Origin of the sequence: Geomonas diazotrophica (genome assembly GCF_019063885.1) — a bacterium.
GTDB classification, from domain to species: domain Bacteria; phylum Desulfobacterota; class Desulfuromonadia; order Geobacterales; family Geobacteraceae; genus Geomonas; species Geomonas diazotrophica.
This window is the reverse complement of record NZ_CP077684.1, coordinates 2,768,010-2,784,162: the sequence shown is the minus strand read 5'-3', so window position 1 is coordinate 2,784,162 and position 16,153 is coordinate 2,768,010. Positions and strand designations below refer to the sequence as shown.

General features: G+C 61.9%; 15 protein-coding genes. 3 read left to right on the top strand and 12 right to left on the bottom strand.

Features of this window, described 5'->3' with window-relative positions; genetic code table 11:
* The first annotated feature begins 118 nt into the window (after positions 1 to 118).
* From KP003_RS12105 to KP003_RS12095, 3 genes are all read left to right on the top strand, one after another.
* Positions 119 to 562 carry a ferritin family protein gene (locus KP003_RS12105; protein WP_216497827.1) on the top strand — a complete coding sequence of 148 codons (444 nt, stop codon included), beginning with the start codon at positions 119 to 121 and terminating at the stop codon, positions 560 to 562.
* Positions 552 to 1,364, top strand: coding sequence for an inositol monophosphatase family protein (locus KP003_RS12100; protein ID WP_216788520.1), 813 nt, complete (start codon positions 552 to 554; stop codon positions 1,362 to 1,364). Before KP003_RS12105 ends, KP003_RS12100 begins: the two co-directional genes overlap by 11 nt.
* Before the next feature lie 123 nt (positions 1,365 to 1,487).
* The gene (locus KP003_RS12095; protein ID WP_216497825.1) at positions 1,488 to 1,943 is read left to right on the top strand and encodes a universal stress protein; all 456 of its coding nucleotides are present in this window, start codon (positions 1,488 to 1,490) and stop codon (positions 1,941 to 1,943) included.
* Here the strand turns inward: KP003_RS12095 and KP003_RS12090 are convergent.
* From KP003_RS12090 to KP003_RS12035, 12 genes are all read right to left on the bottom strand, one after another.
* Positions 1,933 to 2,727, bottom strand: coding sequence for a sugar phosphate isomerase/epimerase family protein (locus KP003_RS12090; protein WP_216788519.1), 795 nt, complete (start codon positions 2,725 to 2,727; stop codon positions 1,933 to 1,935). The two genes, KP003_RS12095 and KP003_RS12090, sit on opposite strands and share 11 nt — an antisense overlap.
* An 8-nt stretch (positions 2,728 to 2,735) precedes the next feature.
* Positions 2,736 to 4,001, bottom strand: a complete 1,266-nt coding sequence (locus KP003_RS12085) for a putative nucleotidyltransferase substrate binding domain-containing protein (protein ID WP_216788517.1) — start codon at positions 3,999 to 4,001, stop codon at positions 2,736 to 2,738.
* A 155-nt stretch (positions 4,002 to 4,156) separates the two neighbouring features.
* Positions 4,157 to 5,677 carry a VC_2705 family sodium/solute symporter gene (locus tag KP003_RS12080; RefSeq protein WP_216788515.1) on the bottom strand — a complete coding sequence of 507 codons (1,521 nt, stop codon included), beginning with the start codon at positions 5,675 to 5,677 and terminating at the stop codon, positions 4,157 to 4,159.
* A complete protein-coding gene (locus KP003_RS12075; RefSeq protein WP_216497821.1) occupies positions 5,670 to 5,993 on the bottom strand; it encodes a DUF4212 domain-containing protein in 324 nt (107 codons plus the stop codon). Before KP003_RS12075 ends, KP003_RS12080 begins: the two co-directional genes overlap by 8 nt.
* A gap of 58 nt (positions 5,994 to 6,051) precedes the next feature.
* Complete coding sequence (locus KP003_RS12070; RefSeq protein ID WP_216788513.1) at positions 6,052 to 7,269, bottom strand: putative nucleotidyltransferase substrate binding domain-containing protein; 1,218 nt, start codon at positions 7,267 to 7,269, stop codon at positions 6,052 to 6,054.
* A 206-nt stretch (positions 7,270 to 7,475) separates the two neighbouring features.
* Positions 7,476 to 9,470 (bottom strand): solute symporter family protein, encoded by a 1,995-nt coding sequence (locus KP003_RS12065; RefSeq protein ID WP_216788511.1) that lies wholly within the window; start codon positions 9,468 to 9,470, stop codon positions 7,476 to 7,478.
* A 17-nt stretch (positions 9,471 to 9,487) separates the two neighbouring features.
* The gene (locus tag KP003_RS12060) at positions 9,488 to 9,799 is read right to left on the bottom strand and encodes a DUF485 domain-containing protein (protein WP_216497818.1); all 312 of its coding nucleotides are present in this window, start codon (positions 9,797 to 9,799) and stop codon (positions 9,488 to 9,490) included.
* An 879-nt stretch (positions 9,800 to 10,678) separates the two neighbouring features.
* Positions 10,679 to 11,725, bottom strand: a complete 1,047-nt coding sequence (locus KP003_RS12055; protein WP_216497817.1) for a hypothetical protein — start codon at positions 11,723 to 11,725, stop codon at positions 10,679 to 10,681.
* A 32-nt stretch (positions 11,726 to 11,757) separates the two neighbouring features.
* Entirely contained in the window at positions 11,758 to 12,009 is a 252-nt protein-coding gene (locus KP003_RS12050) for a hypothetical protein (RefSeq protein ID WP_012529954.1), read from the bottom strand.
* A gap of 72 nt (positions 12,010 to 12,081) precedes the next feature.
* Positions 12,082 to 12,279: a hypothetical protein gene (locus KP003_RS12045; protein WP_216497816.1), complete on the bottom strand. Its 198-nt coding sequence runs from the start codon at positions 12,277 to 12,279 to the stop codon at positions 12,082 to 12,084.
* 376 nt (positions 12,280 to 12,655) lie between these two features.
* A complete protein-coding gene (locus KP003_RS12040; RefSeq protein WP_216497815.1) occupies positions 12,656 to 14,038 on the bottom strand; it encodes a sigma-54-dependent transcriptional regulator in 1,383 nt (460 codons plus the stop codon).
* A 39-nt stretch (positions 14,039 to 14,077) separates the two neighbouring features.
* The gene (locus KP003_RS12035) at positions 14,078 to 16,048 is read right to left on the bottom strand and encodes a cache domain-containing protein (RefSeq protein ID WP_216497814.1); all 1,971 of its coding nucleotides are present in this window, start codon (positions 16,046 to 16,048) and stop codon (positions 14,078 to 14,080) included.
* Positions 16,049 to 16,153 lie beyond the last annotated feature (105 nt).

The following is a 16,153-nucleotide window of genomic DNA, read 5'->3' as shown; positions in this document are numbered from 1 at the left end:
AGGTCCCCCTTTTCTTGTTGGGCCTTTCCGCGTCGGGAAAAAAACGCCTACCCTTTTGAAATATAGAGATTTCCTGTTAATGTTTTCCAGCCAGAAAAAGACATCTCGGGAGGGAGATATGGATTCCAGGGACATGGTGCTCCGGAAGGAAGGGGACGGCATAGGGTACTACGAGCGCTGCAGCGCCGAGGCAGGGGTGGCGGGGCTCTCCACCATCTTCAGGATGTTCAGCGACGACGAGTTGCGTCACGCGGGGGCGCTACGGGCGCTTAGGGAGGGGGGAAGGGTGGACCTCCGCCAATCCGCCACGCTGGAGGGGGCGAGGAGCATCCTGCGCCGGCTCTCGGCCCAGGAACTCTCCCGCTACCGGGGCGACCTCGGGGTGTACCGGAACGCCATGCGGTTCGAGGCGCTTTCGGCGCGAACCTGCTCCGAACTGGCCCGCGAGGCGCTGCACCCCTGGGAGCGCGAGATGTTCCAGACCATGGCCGAGGAGGACGAGATTCACTTCACTCTGCTCGAGGAGATGCAGGAACTTCTGGAGGAAACTGATGTCCAGTGAGGTCGGGCTGCAGCAGATGCTCGAGGTCGCGGTCTCGGCCGCACGCGAGGCCGGGGCTCTCCAGAAGCAGAGACTCTGGGGGGATTTCACCTTCTCCTTCAAGGGGGAGGTCGACATCGTGACCGAGGTGGACCGGGCCTGCGAGGAGATGATCGTGAACCGGATCCGGAGCGCCTTTCCCGGCCACAGCTTCCTGGCAGAAGAGAACCTCTACGCCGACGGCGACCCCACCTGGCGCTGGATCATCGACCCGCTGGACGGCACCACGAACTACGCCCACGGCTTTCCCTGGTTCTGCGTTTCCATCGCCCTGGAGCGGGAAGGCGAGCTCACCCTCGGGGTGATCTACCACTGCATGATGGACGAACTGTTCACGACAACACTCGGGAGGGGGGCCTTCTTGAACGGAGCCCCCATCCGCGTCTCCTCCCGCGCGCCCCTGAGGCAGTCCCTGATCGCCACCGGCTTTCCCTATGACGCCGCGCGCGGCAACGAGAACAACTTCCGCAACTTCTTCGAGCTGCAGCTCGCGGCGCGCGGGGTGCGCCGGGCCGGGGCCGCGGCGCTCGACCTGGCCTACGTGGCGGCGGGGAGGCTTGACGGCTACTGGGAGTGCAAACTGAAACCCTGGGACGTGGCCGCCGGGGCGCTGTTGGTCAGGGAGGCGGGGGGGACGGTGACCAACCACATGGGGGAGCCGCACCGGATCGACGACCACCGCATCCTGGCCACCAACGGTCTCATACACGACGAGATCGAGTCCCTCCTGGAACGGGCGGGAAAGGCCGAGCCGGTGCTGTGAACTTATTACCCGCCTACCCGCACCCGCGACACGCTTCAGGTACTTAAAATCCTGTAGGAAAAAGCGCGGCGATGTTATATAGTTGTGCAGCCTTTCACCCCCCATCCGCACTCCGGAGGAAAGATGCTCAACCTGCGCAAGAAGATCCTGGTGGCCATCGACGGGTCGCCGCTGTCGGACAAGGCCGCCGAGGAGGCGGTCCGCTTCGCGGCAGGCATCCCGAGCCAGTTCAAGAGCAAGGTCTACGGGCTCCTGGTGCTCCCCAACGCGCCGCGCAACACCTTCACCGATTTCGTCCCCGCGCGCCCCATAACCGAGCAGGACCAGTGGAGCGAGCTCAAGGAGCGCATCTTCTACGTCGTGGAGAAACTCGCCGCCGAACTGGAGGTGCCGCTTGAGACCGCGGTGGTGTACGGGGATCCCGCCGACGAGCTGATCCGGTTCTCGCAGAAGGAGGAGATCGACGTGATCGTGATCGGGAGCACCGGCAAGGGGTTTTTGAAGCGGAAGCTTCTGGGGAGCGTGTCGCACAAGGTGGTGCGGGACGCCAAGTGCTCGGTCTACGTGGTCAGGGGGTAGTCTTGGCGGTCTCCTGCCTCAGGTAGGCGAGGATCTCCTTGAGGCTTTCCAGGATGATCCCTTCCCCCTTGGGGAACTCGTGGGGGGAAAGCTCCAGGGTCAGGATGTCGTTGTAGGCGGTGTTGCGCAGGTGGTTCAAGAAGCGGGTGAGCGGCAGGATGCCGTGCCCCGGCAGCAGGTGCTGCCGGCCGTGCCCGTAGTCGGAGAAGTGGATGTTCCTGATCCGGCCGCTGTTGTAGCAGAGGTAGAAGTCGTTGATGAAGTTTGCCCGCCCGCTCCCCATGTGGGTGCAGTCGAAGGTGAGGTAGAGGTTCCTCTCCTGGAGGAACTCGATCAGCTTCTGGGTGTCGGAGAGGATGTAACCGTTGATCCGGTACTTGCCGGTCCAGGGCATGTTCTCCAGGGTGACCGCCACCTGGTTCCCCCCGATCTCCTTCTGGAAGTCCTGCATCCGGTACAGCCAGCGCCAGTACGCGAACTCCAGTCCCAGCCAGGAGGGGGGATGGAAGTTCACCAGCCCGATGCCGCAGTCCGCGGCGATCTCCACACAACGTTTCAAAGAGTCGACCGGGCTCCCCCAGCCGTCCAGCTGCAGGAAAGGGGCGTGGATCGAGAAGATCGGCATGATCTGCGCGAGCTCTTTCACCAGCCGCCGCGCGTTCACCTTCTGGAACTCCTGGTTGATCACCAGTTCCATGCCGTCGAAACCGGCTTCCCGGGCCATGGCGAAGGCCTTGGGGAGGGGGAAGGTGAACAGCGTTCCTGCTGAGATGGATATGCGCATGCCCGGTCCTATACCTGTCCCACCAGTCTCTGGTAGGCGATCTTCTGCAGGCTGAGCACCGCCTCCAGTGCGGCCCTGAGGCGTTCGTCCAGCGTCGTGCTGAACTCCTCCGGATTGGCGAAGGCTGCCGCCCCTTCGCTGCGGATCTCACCCTCGATCCTCAACTGCATCAGGCACTGCAGCGCCTTCAAAAGCCGCTCGGCCAGCTCCACGTCCAGCGCCCCCCGGTACAAGAGCTGACGAACCCGCTCGAGTGTCCCCCCTTCGTGCACCTCCGCCTGCAGCGCCAGGATGCGGACCAACTGCACCAGGGGGGAGAGCCCCAGCGTCTCGATGTCGATCTCCCCCTGGTGTTCCCCGCCGCGTTCCAGCCGCCAGCGACCGAAGTGCCCGAGGGCGAGCGGCAGGTTGATCACCCGGCGCGCCAGCTGGAAGAATGGATCGCGTCCGCGCTGCTCCCTGAGGGCGGCGGCCGCCGCGCTCATCGCCTGTTCTGCAAGCGGTTCGAAGCCGGCGACGTGGCAGAGATCGGCCATCGACTCCAGGCGCCAGCGCCACTCGGGAAGCGGCGGCGCCGTCTGCTTCTGCGCGGCGGCGAAGGGGAGCACCGGCTCCAGTTCGGGGGGAGGGGGCTGACCGCGGTCACCGTTTTTCAACAGGGAGCGCCACTCGGAGAGGGAGCCGTGCCAGGGGGTCTCCCCTTCGGCGAGCAGCCCCGCCTCGTGGAGCGCCTGGGTGAGCTGGCGGCCGAACAGGTAGAAGCGCTGCGAGTCGAGCTGGTGCAGCAGGAGGTATCGGTTGCGGCCGTAGAGGGTCTGCTCGCCGCGGCCGCGGTCTCCGGAGACCAGCAAGGCGTAGACTGGCGCCGTTCCCTGTCCCAGGTCGCGCATGCGTTCCTCGGCCAGTTGTGCCGCCCGTTGCAGCACCATGTCGTGCAGGGCGTTGCAGGCGCCGCACAGGGCGAGGGGGGAGTTGCGGCGCCGGAAATGGGCGGAGACCAGTTCCCGGTAGCGCGCCTGGAGCGGCACCAGTGCCGCGGGGGCGGGCGCCTCCGCTATCGCAAGGTTGAGCGCCGCCAGTTCCTCGTCGAGCTGCCCCTCGTAGGCCAACTCCTCCTTGAACGTGTCGATCAGCGTGCCGAGGAAGGCTTCCGCCTCGCGCGAGGAACTGCTCCCCCACTTGCCCTCCAGGCGCTTCTTGAGGCTCTGCACCAGCTCGGTGCTGGCGCGCCACTTGAGGATGTCGTCTCCCTTGGTTCCCAAAAGCATGGGCATGTGCAACCCCCGAAAAGCCGTTCAAGGTTCAACGTTCAACGTTTGATCCTCTACCTGTCATGTGGAACGTGCACCGTGACGGCAAACGCATCAGCTAAACGCCCCAAGTTCAGCGATGAGCTTGACGTCGAACCTGGAACGTTGAACATCCTTTCTTAATCAAGGTGCCCGTGCACCTCCTGCTCCAGGAAACGCCTCATCTCCTCGGGCGGGGCGGGGGTCGCCAGCGAGACGGCGATCATGACGCAGATAACCAGCGGTGCGCCGCAAAGGGCCGAGGCGGTGACCGGGAAGTAGGAGGCGAGGCCCGGGAGCACGCCCCCCAAAAGCGGCTGGGCGACGGTACAGAGGACGCCGGTGAACATGCCGGCGATGGCACCGTAACGGTTGGCCCGGTCCCACCAGATCCCCAACAGGAACAAAGGGAAGATGGTGTTCCCCGCCAATGCGAAGGCGACCGCGGTGATCTCGGCGATCAGGCCGGGCGGGTTCAGTGCGACCAGGAGTACCAGCGCGGCCAGCACCAGGGTTCCCCCCTTGGCCACCTGCATGCGCACCCTCTCGCTGGCCTTTGGGTTCATGAAGCTGTAGTAGATGTCGTGGGAGATGGAGGCGGCCCCGGTCATCAACAGCCCGGCGACGGTGAAGAAAGCGGCCGACAGGGCGCCGGCGGCCAGCACCCCCACCAGCCATCCCGGTAGCCCGGCCATGAGTGCGGTCTTCAAGGCTATCACGTCGGCCGAGGCGCGGGCCGTCACCGGGGTGAAGGCGATTCCCTGGCGCGCCTCGAGGAGCCTGCCGAAAACGGCGAAGGCGGGGGCGGACCAGTAGATGAGGGCGATGAAGAAGAGCCCCCATACCACGCTCCAGCGGGCGTCACGGACGTTGGGTACGGTGTAGAAGCGCGACAGCACGTGGGGGAGCCCGCCGGTCCCCACCATGAGGGTGAAGCAGAGCGCGCACCATTCGAAGAGCGAGTCCCCGGCGAAGGGGAGGGTGAAGTCTATGCGGAATTCCCGGGCCAGGTCGGTCAGGGCCCGGCCGTAGCCGAACTGCGGCAGCAGCCAGAAGTAGCCGAGCTTGCGGGCCAGCCACATGAGCGGGACGATGAACGCGACGCAGATGACCAGGTACTGCAGCTGCTGGTTGCGCGGGACCCCGAGCGCGCCGGAGACCACCAGGTAGGAGACCACGGCGAGGGCCCCGTAGGTCACCCCCTGCTCGTAGCCGATGCCGAACATGAAGGCGAAGATGAGCCCGATCCCCTTGAACTGGGCCACGCAGTAGATCACCGAGATGGCGATGGCGATCACCGCGGCCAAGAGCCTCGCGGCCGGGGAACCGTAACGCTCGCCCACGAACTCGGGGGTGGTGAACTTGCCGAAGCGGCGGATCTGGCTGGCCAACAGCACCAGCAGGAGGACGTACCCCCCGGTCCAGCCGATCACGTAGGCGAGCCCCTGGTAGCCCCGCAGGTAGATGATACCGGCCAGCCCCATGAGGCTCGCGGCGCTCATCCAGTTGCTGGCGATGGCAGCACCTCCGCCGATCCTGCCGGTGTAACGGCCGCCGAAGCCGTACTCCTGGCTCTCGCGCGACTTCTGCCTGAGGCCGACCAGGATGAAGGAAAGCAGCACCAGCAGAACGACGAAGATGGACCAGGACGAGTCATTCATAGCTTCTGTCTCTCCGGCGGCTGTGGTACTCGGTGATCCGGTCCACGTAGATGTTGAAGATGACGCACAGGACGATGAACCACAGGGGGAGGAACTGCCCGGTGAACCAAAAGTGCAGCGGCAGGTTGAACAAGGTGAGTCGGGTGAGGAGGCTGCCGGCGCCGGTGCCCCGGCAGGCGTAGACCAGGAATTGGAAACCGAAGGTGCAGACTCCCCAGCCGAAGAGGATGGCGAGGATGATGCGCACCTCGTCCCGCATGTGCCCCTCCTTGGGGCGCAACAGGTTTACCTTGTAGGGCTTTTCGGGTCGGCTCATGTCTCCTCCGCTAACGGCGCCCGGGCGGGAGAGCCCGGGGGGGACCGCAACCTCGCTCCTAGACAATGGAGAAGTTGGTGTGGATGGTCTTTTGCAAATCCTCGATGAGGAGCAGCGCCTGCCTCATGCGTTCCCTCTCGTCGCTGGGAAGAGAGTAGGGGTTGAGGTAGTAGGCGTCGTTCTGGATCCCCTTGATCACCTTGATCTGGAGCAGGATGCGGTGCTTGGTGAGGATGCGGTAGGCGGCGACGAGCCCGTGCGCCATGTTGGCGGAGAAGCTGTGCTCCTTCTCGAGAAGTTCGATCCTTTGCACCGTGGAGGTGGCCGGAATGCCCTGGTTGATGGCCAGTATGCGCACGTTCATCACCAGGGGGGCCCAGGCCAAGAGCTTCAGGTTGAAGGAGCCCTTGTGCTCGCCGCTTCCCTCGGTCCAGAACCGCTTCAGGAAACCAAGCGCCAGCTTCATCTCGGTGGCCGCCTTGGCCATGCCCCAAAGGGCCATGAAGTAGTCCTGCAAAAGGGAGCGGATCAGTGACACCAGCCTGCCGGCCAGCTCCGCGTCGCCGGCGACGAAGCGGGCGTCGGAGAGGACGATCAGGTCCATCATGTTCTTGCCGTAGTCCTCGGTCTCGTAACGCACGATGGCGTGCAGCCGGCGCTGCCACTGCGACAGGGAACCGCGCCAGTTGTCGTTTATGGGCATGATGCCGCCGGTGCACTTCTTGAAGCCGATTTCGGCCAGCCGCTCCACCAGTATGCGGCTGTACTCCTGGAAGTAAGCGTCGGCCTCCGCGCCCCCGTCGTCGCTGTAGACGATGAGGTAGTCCTGGTCGGTGATGAGGGTCTGCTCCTCGCGACCGTCGCTCCCCATGCTGACCAGGGCGAAGGGGACCGGCGGGGGGGAGGGCATCTCCGCCGCCACCAGTTCCAGCGCGCGCCCGGCCAGGGCGTCGCGGTACCAGGTGCAGTTCTCGTGCAGGGCGGTTACCGAGTAGAAGTTGAGGAAGCGCTCCATCTCCAGGAGGTTCAGCTCCTCGTGGAGCTTCAGCAGCGCCGGGTAGTCGGTCTCTGTCCGCACCCGGTCGATGATCGTCTCTTCACGTCCCGAGTACAGGCGCAGCTTGCCGAGCTCCTCAGAGCTCTGCCACAGGAGCCCCTCCAAAAGTCTCTTCCCCTCGTTCCGGTCCAAAAGCGGAAGATAGGCGTGCACCTCCCCCAGCAACTCCGAAAGGAGTTCCCCGTCGCTTGACTCGGGTGGGTAGATCTGATGGGGCATGCGCGGCCACCTCTTTCCAATCTGCTCGTGGCGTTGATTCTACAGAAAAAAACGGGGATGTAAAACTGTTTTGCTGCTAACAGGTGCGTTTTCTTGACTTTTTTGCCGGGACCCGGGCCCGGAAGGGGAGGAAAGAACGGGGCGCTGGACAAAAAAATTGGGGAAGGTTTCCCTTCCCCAATTCCATGCTGCTGCTGTGCTGCGTGCTAGTGCTCGACGGCCTTGGCCATACCCAAACCGGTGTTCTGGCGGACGTAGACCTCGTCGAACATCTCCTCGGAGCGCCTGCTCGGGAAGGCCAGGGCGCCCAGGATGGCGGCCATGAAGCCCAGCGGGATGGAGATGATGCCCGGGTTCTTCAGGGTGAAGAGCGGCTTCTCCAGGCCGACCATGGAGGTGCCGGTCTGCTGTGCGTCAACCTTCGCCTTGGCAAGCGCCTTGGCGTCTTTCTCGGAGAGGCTCTGGCCGGCGGGGAGTGCCGCCTGCTTCTTCTCCATGGCCACGACCACCTTCTTGGCGCCTTCGGCGATCACTTTCGGGTAGGTCATGTTGGGGGATACCATCACCAGGGCGATGGAGGCTACGGTGCCGACCACGAGGCCGGAGATGACGCCGGCGGTGTTGAACTTCCTCCAGAAGAGGGAGAGGACAACGACCGGGAGGTTGCCGGAGGCGGCGACCGCGAAGGCCAGCGCCACCAGGTGGGCGACGTTCTGCTTCTCGGCGGCGATACCGATCAGAATGCCGCAGGCGCCTACCACGAAGGACGTGGCGCGGGCTGCGAAGACCTGCTCGTGCTGGTCGGCGTGGCCGTCCTTGATCACGTTCACGTAGATGTCGTGTGCGATGGCAGCGGAGGCCGCCAGTACCAGGCCGGAGACCACGGCGAGGATGGTGGCGAAGGCGACGGCGCACAGGAAGGCGAGGAAGAGGTCGCCGATGATCGGTGCGATGTCGGCGCCCATCTGCTGTGCCAGCATCAGGGTAGCCATGTTGCCGCCCGGGTCGACCGAGGTGATCCCCTGCGGGGTCAGGTGGATGGCGGCGCCGAAGCCGAGCAGGGTGGTCAGGACGTAGAAACCGCCGATGATGAACATCGCGATGATGACAGACTTACGTGCGGCCTGTGCGGTCGGCACGGTGAAGAAGCGCATCAGGATGTGCGGCATGCCGGCGGTGCCGAGCACGAGGGCCATACCCAGGGAGATCTGGTCGAGCGGGTTCTTGAGGTACAGGCCGGGCTCGAGGAAGCGCTGGCCGGCGTCCATGCCGGAAAGGATGACACCGTCTTTCAGCACCAGCTTGGAAACGTGGTCCTGGATCTCAGGGCTGCTCACGATGGTGTTGAAGAAGCCGATCGGGTTGAAGCCTGACTTGATCATGACCAGGAAGGAGAGCAGGAAGGCGCCCGACATGAGCAGGCCCGCCTTGATGATCTGTACCCAGGTGGTGGCGACCATGCCGCCGAAGACGACGTAGCCGACCATGAGCACGCCGACGCCGATGATGGACATCTTGTAGGGGATGCCGATCAGAAGCGCCATCAGCTTGCCTGCACCAACCATTTGCGCGGTGAGGTAGAAGGTGGAAACGGCGACGGTGGAAATGGCGGCGAAGGCGCGCACCGGCTTGGGCGAGGTACGGAAGGAGAGGATGTCCCCCAGGGTGTACTTGCCCGCGTTGCGGCAGGGTTCCGCCACGATCAGGAGCACGGTGATGTAGGCCACCAGCCAGCCGACCGAGTACATGAAGCCGTCATAGCCGTAGAGCGAGATGAGGCCGGAAATACCCAGGAAGGACGCCGCCGACATGTAGTCGCCGGCGATGGCCCAGCCGTTCTGGGTGCCGGTGATGCCGCCGCCCGCAGCGTAGAAGTCGGCTGCGGACTTGGTCTGCTTGGCAGCCCAGACCACGACCCCCATGGTAATGGCGATGATTACCATGAACATGCCGATGGTGATGGTCTTGTTGGCCTTCAGTTCCTTCTTGACCGGTGCGGGTGCCGCGGGGGCAGGGGTGGCCACGGAAGCGGCCGCGTTGGGTGCTGGTGCCGCTGCGGTCGCGGCCGGTGCTCCCTGGGCTGCCGGGGCGCTCATCGCGGGCGCCGCGCCGGCTGCCGGGGCCTTCTGCTCTTCAGCGTAGGCTGCTGCGGCTACCGAGAGGGCCAAGCTGGCTGCTATGAATATCTTCTTGATGGTCATGTCCTGTCCTCCCTTTCCTAGAGATGTAATTCGTCGATCAGTTCCCTGGTCAACCGGTCAAAGTCCTTGTTGGCGACGTGCGAGTAGTAGAGTGCAATCCCCCAGGAGACGAAGAACTGGGAGAGTGCGAAGATGTACCCGAAATTGATTACGCCAATGATCTTGACCTTGAAGATTCCCGGTGTGTAAGCCGCCCCGATGGGAAGCAGGAAATAGTACACACAGGAGAAAATCCACCATCCGAAAAGGAAGGCCGTCTTCTTGTGATGTAGCTCCACGAACTTGGGATTTTTTGCGATAGCTTTCCAGTCGTACTGTCTTTCTGCCATGGTTGTCACTCCTTTCTCAGTAAGATGCGTTGCGGCGGCGTCCCGCCCCTCTGGTTTCAGTTTCCGATAAATCCCCCTTTCCCGTTTTCGCAAATTTTGTTTCTAAAACTGTCGGTGTTGTTTTGCTGAAAATTGTTAAAGCGTTCTGTTTGGAAGCGCTGCTTTGCAAGTCACTGTTTTGTAAGGAATGTTTGATTCGGTTTGTCCGTCGGTTCGTCTCTGCCTCTTTCCAACCGTCTCCGAAATTTCCGTATACGTGAGAATGTTGTATCACATGATTTTCAAATGTACAATAAAAATAAACAGCGTTCTAAAGAAATTGGTGTTCTGGATGTGGCTTGTTTTATCATCTGGTTGGCTGCAACCATTTTAAATGACACCGTAAAAAAGAAAAGGGCACGGTAAATTATTTTTTATTATTGTTGGGTGGCGGCGGCGTGGCACCGTTTTTGAGGGGTTTCGTGGTGGTGTTTTGCCAATCACTCAAACGCTGTCGCATAATTGTGTCAAACATTCCGGCTACTCATTCTCGTTTACCGCCGGGTCGGCAGCGGCAGTATTCCGTAGCGGATCGCGGGCTTTTCCTCGAGACGGACAGCTTAGAGACGGGGCGGGGGGGTGGACGTGCGGCTTTCAGATTCGGTTGATGCAGCTGCTAATGACAGGGATTACCGATAAGGGGCGACGATGGTGATGTGAAAGGCTGTGATGTGAGTGAAGATTTCTGGATATGGTGGGATCGGTAACGGGTTAAATCGGGAAAAATATGTGACGGCGTTTTATATATGCTGTAAATCGCAACGACGGTTGCAAAAAGAAAGGGAAAGCCTGAACTGGCTTTCCCTCATGGTACTGACGAATTTCTCGAAATAGCTTGGTCTATTTTTCCATTGACAGTCGGCGCGACGGTCCGTTCATCCTTATCGCGGCAGCGAACTCCATCCAGAAGATAAGGTAGATGGAAACCATCAGGGAGAGCCCGATGTTTGCGTTCTCAGGCCCCAGGGCTTTGCTCAGGATGGGGGAGGCGAAGCCGGCGCCCAGGGTCCCGGTGGCCCGTTCCAAGAGGTAGAAGACGGGGAGGGTGATCAGGGTCCCGGCGAACATGATGGCGATGCCGCGTCCGCGCTTCACCCAATACTTGGGGGAGAAGCCGAACATCCTCATGAATATTACCACCAGGATGATCCAGACCGAGTAGTCAACCGCGGCGTCGGGAAGGGCAAGCTTGTTCTTGACCAGGGCCACCTCGAGGATGGTGACCGCGAAGAGCAGCACGAACATCCAGTTGAACTTCTCGTTGGCCTGGGTCTGCCAGTTGCGGCTGTCCGGAGCGGCGGTCTCGCGCATGGAGTGGTTCGGCGTCCCAAGCGCGGAGAAGAGGATGGCGAACCAGATCCCCGCGTTGTGGAACAAAAGCGAGGCGTGGTTGCCGGCCACGTTGGCGATGCGGGACATGGGGTCGCGGGCGAAGTCGGCGGCGATCCGCATCAGGAACAGGTTAACGATCACCGAGCACATGATGATCACCGTCAGGGTGAAGATGCGCCGCGGCAGCAGGTACGGGTCGATACGGTCCGGAAAGCCGAGGATGAAGGCGAACCAGATCAGGTACATGATGAGCGGGATGCCCAGGCAGATGCCGTACACCGAGTTGCCGGCGAAGTCCCCGTTTTGCGCGTAGATGATGTACTTCTCGTCGCTGTCCGGGTCGGTGTTGACCGCCTGTACCACTTCCTTGGGGATCTTCTTCACGTAAGGGAGGAGTCCCATGCCGTACCAGCCATGGTCGCCCTGTGCGGTGTCCACCACCCAGTACTGGTCCCCCATCATCTCGTCGAGCCCCTGGAAAATCCGCAGCGAAAAGGTCGCGCAGAGGACGACGACGACTAAAAGAAGAATCACGTTTGACAGTCTCATCGGCATGTGACGTTCCTCCTAATCGGCGCCAGGCGCTGTTATTCCTTGTGGGTGGTCCAGAACATGGAGACCGCGTTGGCGGCGAAAAGGCCGTAGAGCCACATGGTGTTCCAGGCCGGTCCGGACCAGTGGCTGCCGCGCCCGCCGCCGACCACGCCGGAGGCGATCACGATTCCGATCATGGCGGTGAAGGCTACCATGGCGACGGCGCGCAGGATCGCTGAGTTGCGCCAGGTATGCCGCTCCAACTCCTCAAGCCTCGAGAGCAGTTCAAGTTCTTTTTCACTCATCGCCGTTCTCCTTTTCCATGAAAATGCAGCCCTGCAGTGTTTGATTCGCCCCCGCCCGGTTTCACCCGTCGGCTACACCAGGCAGAGGTGGGAATCGAGTTGCCCGGCCGGCACCCGGTCGGACAGCTCCTGGTATTTGAGGCACTCCCTGTAACGGCAGCTGCAGAAGGTGATGATCTGCTTGACGTCGTGCGGCGAGATGTACCCGCAGCCCACGTCGCAGTAATCATCGTTTTTGCCGAAGAAGGGGCAGACCGTAGCTTCCTGCATATGACCTCATACCTTTTACTACGTAAAGAAAGGGTGACGTAAACAGTGTTAGCAACTGGCGTACCAATTTGCCGTTTACCGACTTATTAGCATGATATATACGTAATTTCAAATGGTTGGCGCGCTGACGGGGAGCGGTTGGCCGGAGGAGAGAGGGGGGGCTTTCGCAAAATCGCAAAGAAAGATTAACGGGTGGCGCAGCGGGAGTTAACGTTTCCCGCGCGGCCGGTATTCGGGGGTGCCGGTTTAAAGCTGCGTGAAAACGGGTGGTTGGCGTGCGTGAAGCGGGTGGGGGGGCTGAATTTGCAAGCCTGCAAGTGGGGCAGCCCCCTTTTTTGCAATGCTGCAAAAGGGGCCGTCCCTGCGGCCGACCGGCTCAGATGTTGTACTCGTCCTTCCTGATGCCGTATTTCTTGATCTTTCGGTAGATGGTGGCCATGTTGGTGCCCGCTTCCTTGGCGGCGGCCTCCACGTTCCCCTGGTTCTTGCGCAAAAGCCCCCTCAGGTACTCGGTCTCGAAGCGCATCAGCGCCTTGGAGTATTCACCCTCCTCGGCGATCGCCTCCCCGGCGGTTTCGGTGGGGACCACCTCGATGAACTGGGAGAGCACCGGCAGGGTGATGTAGTCGCTGCTCTCCATGGCGATGCACGCCTCGATCACGTTTTTGAGCTGCCGGATGTTGCCCGGCCAGGAAAACTCCACGGCGGCCTCCATGGCGTCATGGGTGAGCCCCTTGATGTGGGTGCCGAACTTCGAGTTCTGCAGCGAGATGAAGTGCGCCGCCAGCAGGGCGATGTCGTCCCTTCTTTCCCGTAGCGGCGGGAGGTGGAGGTTGACCACGTTCAGGCGGTAGTAGAGGTCCTCGCGGAACTCCCCGGCCTTCACCGCCTGTTTCATGTCGGCGTTGGTGGCCGACAGGAGGCGGACGTCGACCTTGGTGGGGGTGGGGTCCCCCAGTCGGTTGAACTCTTGTTCCTGGAGAAAGCGCAGCAGGGTCTTTTGCACCGTCATGGGGAGGTTGCCCACCTCGTCCAAAAACAGGGTCCCCCCGTCGGCGGTCTCCAACAGGCCGCGCCGGTTCTCGGTGGCGCCGGTGAAGGCCCCCTTCTTGTAGCCGAAGAGCTCGCTCTCCAGGAGGGAGGCGGGGAGGGCGCCGCAGTTGATGGCGACGAACTTCTTCTCCTTCCTGGGGGAGTTGTAGTGCACCGCCTGGGCGATCAGCTCCTTCCCCGTCCCGGACTCGCCGGTGATGAGCACCGAGGTGTCGCGCACGGCAAGCTTCTCCACCCGCTCCAGCACCTCCTTGAGCGCGGTGGAGGCGCCGATGATGTTGCCGAAGTTGAAGCGCCCCACCAGCTCCTCGCGCAGCTCGCGGTTCTCCTCCATGAGGCGTGTGTGCTGCAGCGCGTTCTTGACCCGGTACAGGAGCTCCTCGGGCTCGAAGGGCTTGGTGAGCATGTCGTAGGCCCCTTTCCTCAGGGCCTGGATGGACATCTCCACGGTGGCATAGGCGGTCACCATGATGACCGGTATGGCGGGGTCCTTCTGCTTCACCCGCTGCAAAAGCTCCAGCCCGTCCATCCCGGGCATCTTGATGTCGGTGACCAAAAGGTCCCACTGGCCGGCCTGGAAGCTCTCGGCGGCCTCGAAGCTCCTGGTGAACGCGGAGACCGCGTAGCCGTTGTCCGAGAGGACCGCCTCCATCATCCGGCAGAGTCCCTCCTCGTTGTCTACCAGCATCACTCGTTTCTTGGTCATGGACCTACTCCGTCAACCGCGCAGGGCGGGCAGTTTTGTTTAGTAGTACTCTTCCCTTTTCAGGGGGAGGCGCACCTCGACCGTGGTTCCGGCGCCGATCTCGCTCTCTATGCCGATCTTGCCGTGATGCTGCTCCACGATCTGCTTGGTGATGGCGAGCCCCAGCCCCGTCCCCTTCACCTTGGTGGTGAAGAACGGCTCGAAGATCTTCTCCATGTGCTCGGGGGAGATCCCGGCGCCGTTGTCGCGGAACTTGAGGCTCACCCACTCCTCGCCGCCGGGCTCGGTGCTCACCACCAGCTCTCCCCCCTTCTGCATGGCGGCCCCGGCGTTGAGGATCAGGTTGATGGCCACCTGGCGCAGCTGGTCGCCGTCCACCATGATCGGCGGCAGGCTGCGGTCGAAGCTCTTCTTCACGCTGACATGGTGCATGTCGGTGTGGTTCGCGGCGAAGTCCACAATCTGTTCCAGGAGGTCGTTGATGTCGGTCTCCTCCAGGACCGGCTGCGGGGTCCGCGCGTAGGAGAGGAGGTCCTGGACGATCTTCTTGCAGCGCTTGCTCTCGCGCTTTATCTCGTGGATGAACTTGTAGTTGGGGTCCTCCGGGGGCAGCTTCTTTTCGATGTAGGCGGCGTAGCCCAGGATGACCCCCAGCGGGTTGTTGATCTCGTGGGCGACCCCGGAGGAGAGCACCCCCAGCGAGGCCATCTTCCCCTGCTGGGCGAGGTTGGCCTCCAGCTCCTTGTTGTGCTTGATGATCCTGGTCATCCGGTTGAAGGCGTTGGCGAGTTCGCCCAGTTCGTCCTCGGATTCGACCGGCATGGTCTCATCCAGCCGTCCCTGTTTGACCTGGCGGATCACCTCGATCATCCGGCTGATCGGCTCGGTCATCACCCGCGAGGCGAGCAGCACCATGAACACCGACAGCACCGAGACCAGGATGGTGAGGACCACCATGCTTTCCAGGATGCGCCCCTTGATGGCGTTAGCCTCCTGGTAGAATTCCTCCTCGTAGGAGCCGACGGCGACGATCCAGTTCCAGGGTTCGAAGTACTCGTAGCGCACGATCTTCATGCGCGGCGCCTCTTCCCCCTTGTTCTTCCAGGGGTAGCGGATCCAGCCGTTTTTCCTCTCGCACATCTCCTTGATGAAGTGCTGGCCGTTGAAGTCCACGGCGTTGAGGAAGTTCCTTCCCTCGCCGGTGGGGTGGATCATGAAGTTGCCGGAGGTGTCCATGGCGTAGATGTAGCCGGTCTTGCCCACCTTCTTGCTCTTGATCTTCTCTTTGAGCGCCTCGAAGGAGCGGCGCTCGAAGGCCGAGTCCTCGTAGGTCTCCTCGAGGTAGCCACCGGCGGCGATGATCCAGTCCCATTCCTTGAAGTAGCGGTAGGCCACCACCTTCTTCCTGAGGGACTTGTCGCCTAAGGCTGCGTTCTTCCAGGGATAGACGATGTAGAGGACCTCTCCCGGCTTGGCGCGGTGCGCCTTCTCGATCATCTCCTTGATGAAGTAGCGGCCGGTCTCGTCCCGGCTTTCGGAGACGTTGGCGCCCTCCTGGGCCACGTGGACCTTCAGTTCGCCGCGGCTGTTCATGGCGTAGATGTAGCCGGTCTTGCCGACGTTCACCTTCAAGAGCGCGTTTCTCGCCTCGCGCATGGCGCCGGCCACGTCGGTGCGCCCGGATTTCTGCAGGTTGTGCTGGCTTTTTACCACGTTGTAGGCCAGCTCGCTCACCGTCTTCAGCTCTTCGTGAAAGGTCTTTTCCTTGTCCTGCTTGTAGACCTGGAACTGCTGGTAATGAGAGTTCAAAAGGTCGACGGTGAAGGAGGCCATGTGCTGCAGGTCGTCCTTGCTGGTCTGGGTGATGCCGAGGTAGGCCTGTTTGGTGGAGATGTAGCCGATGATGCCGCCGACCAGGAAGATGGGGATGATCACCAGGGGGAGCACCAGGATCACCATCTTCCAGCGCAGTTTCAGGTTCTTTATGAAGTCGAAGAGATATCTCTGCACGGCTCCCCCGGGAAAATCCGTTTTCTTTTTGCTACATTCATTCTGATTCTCTATCCGAGTGAGAGGTGCATTCTCTCTGTCATTACTGGCTTTGAGCTTTGCCAA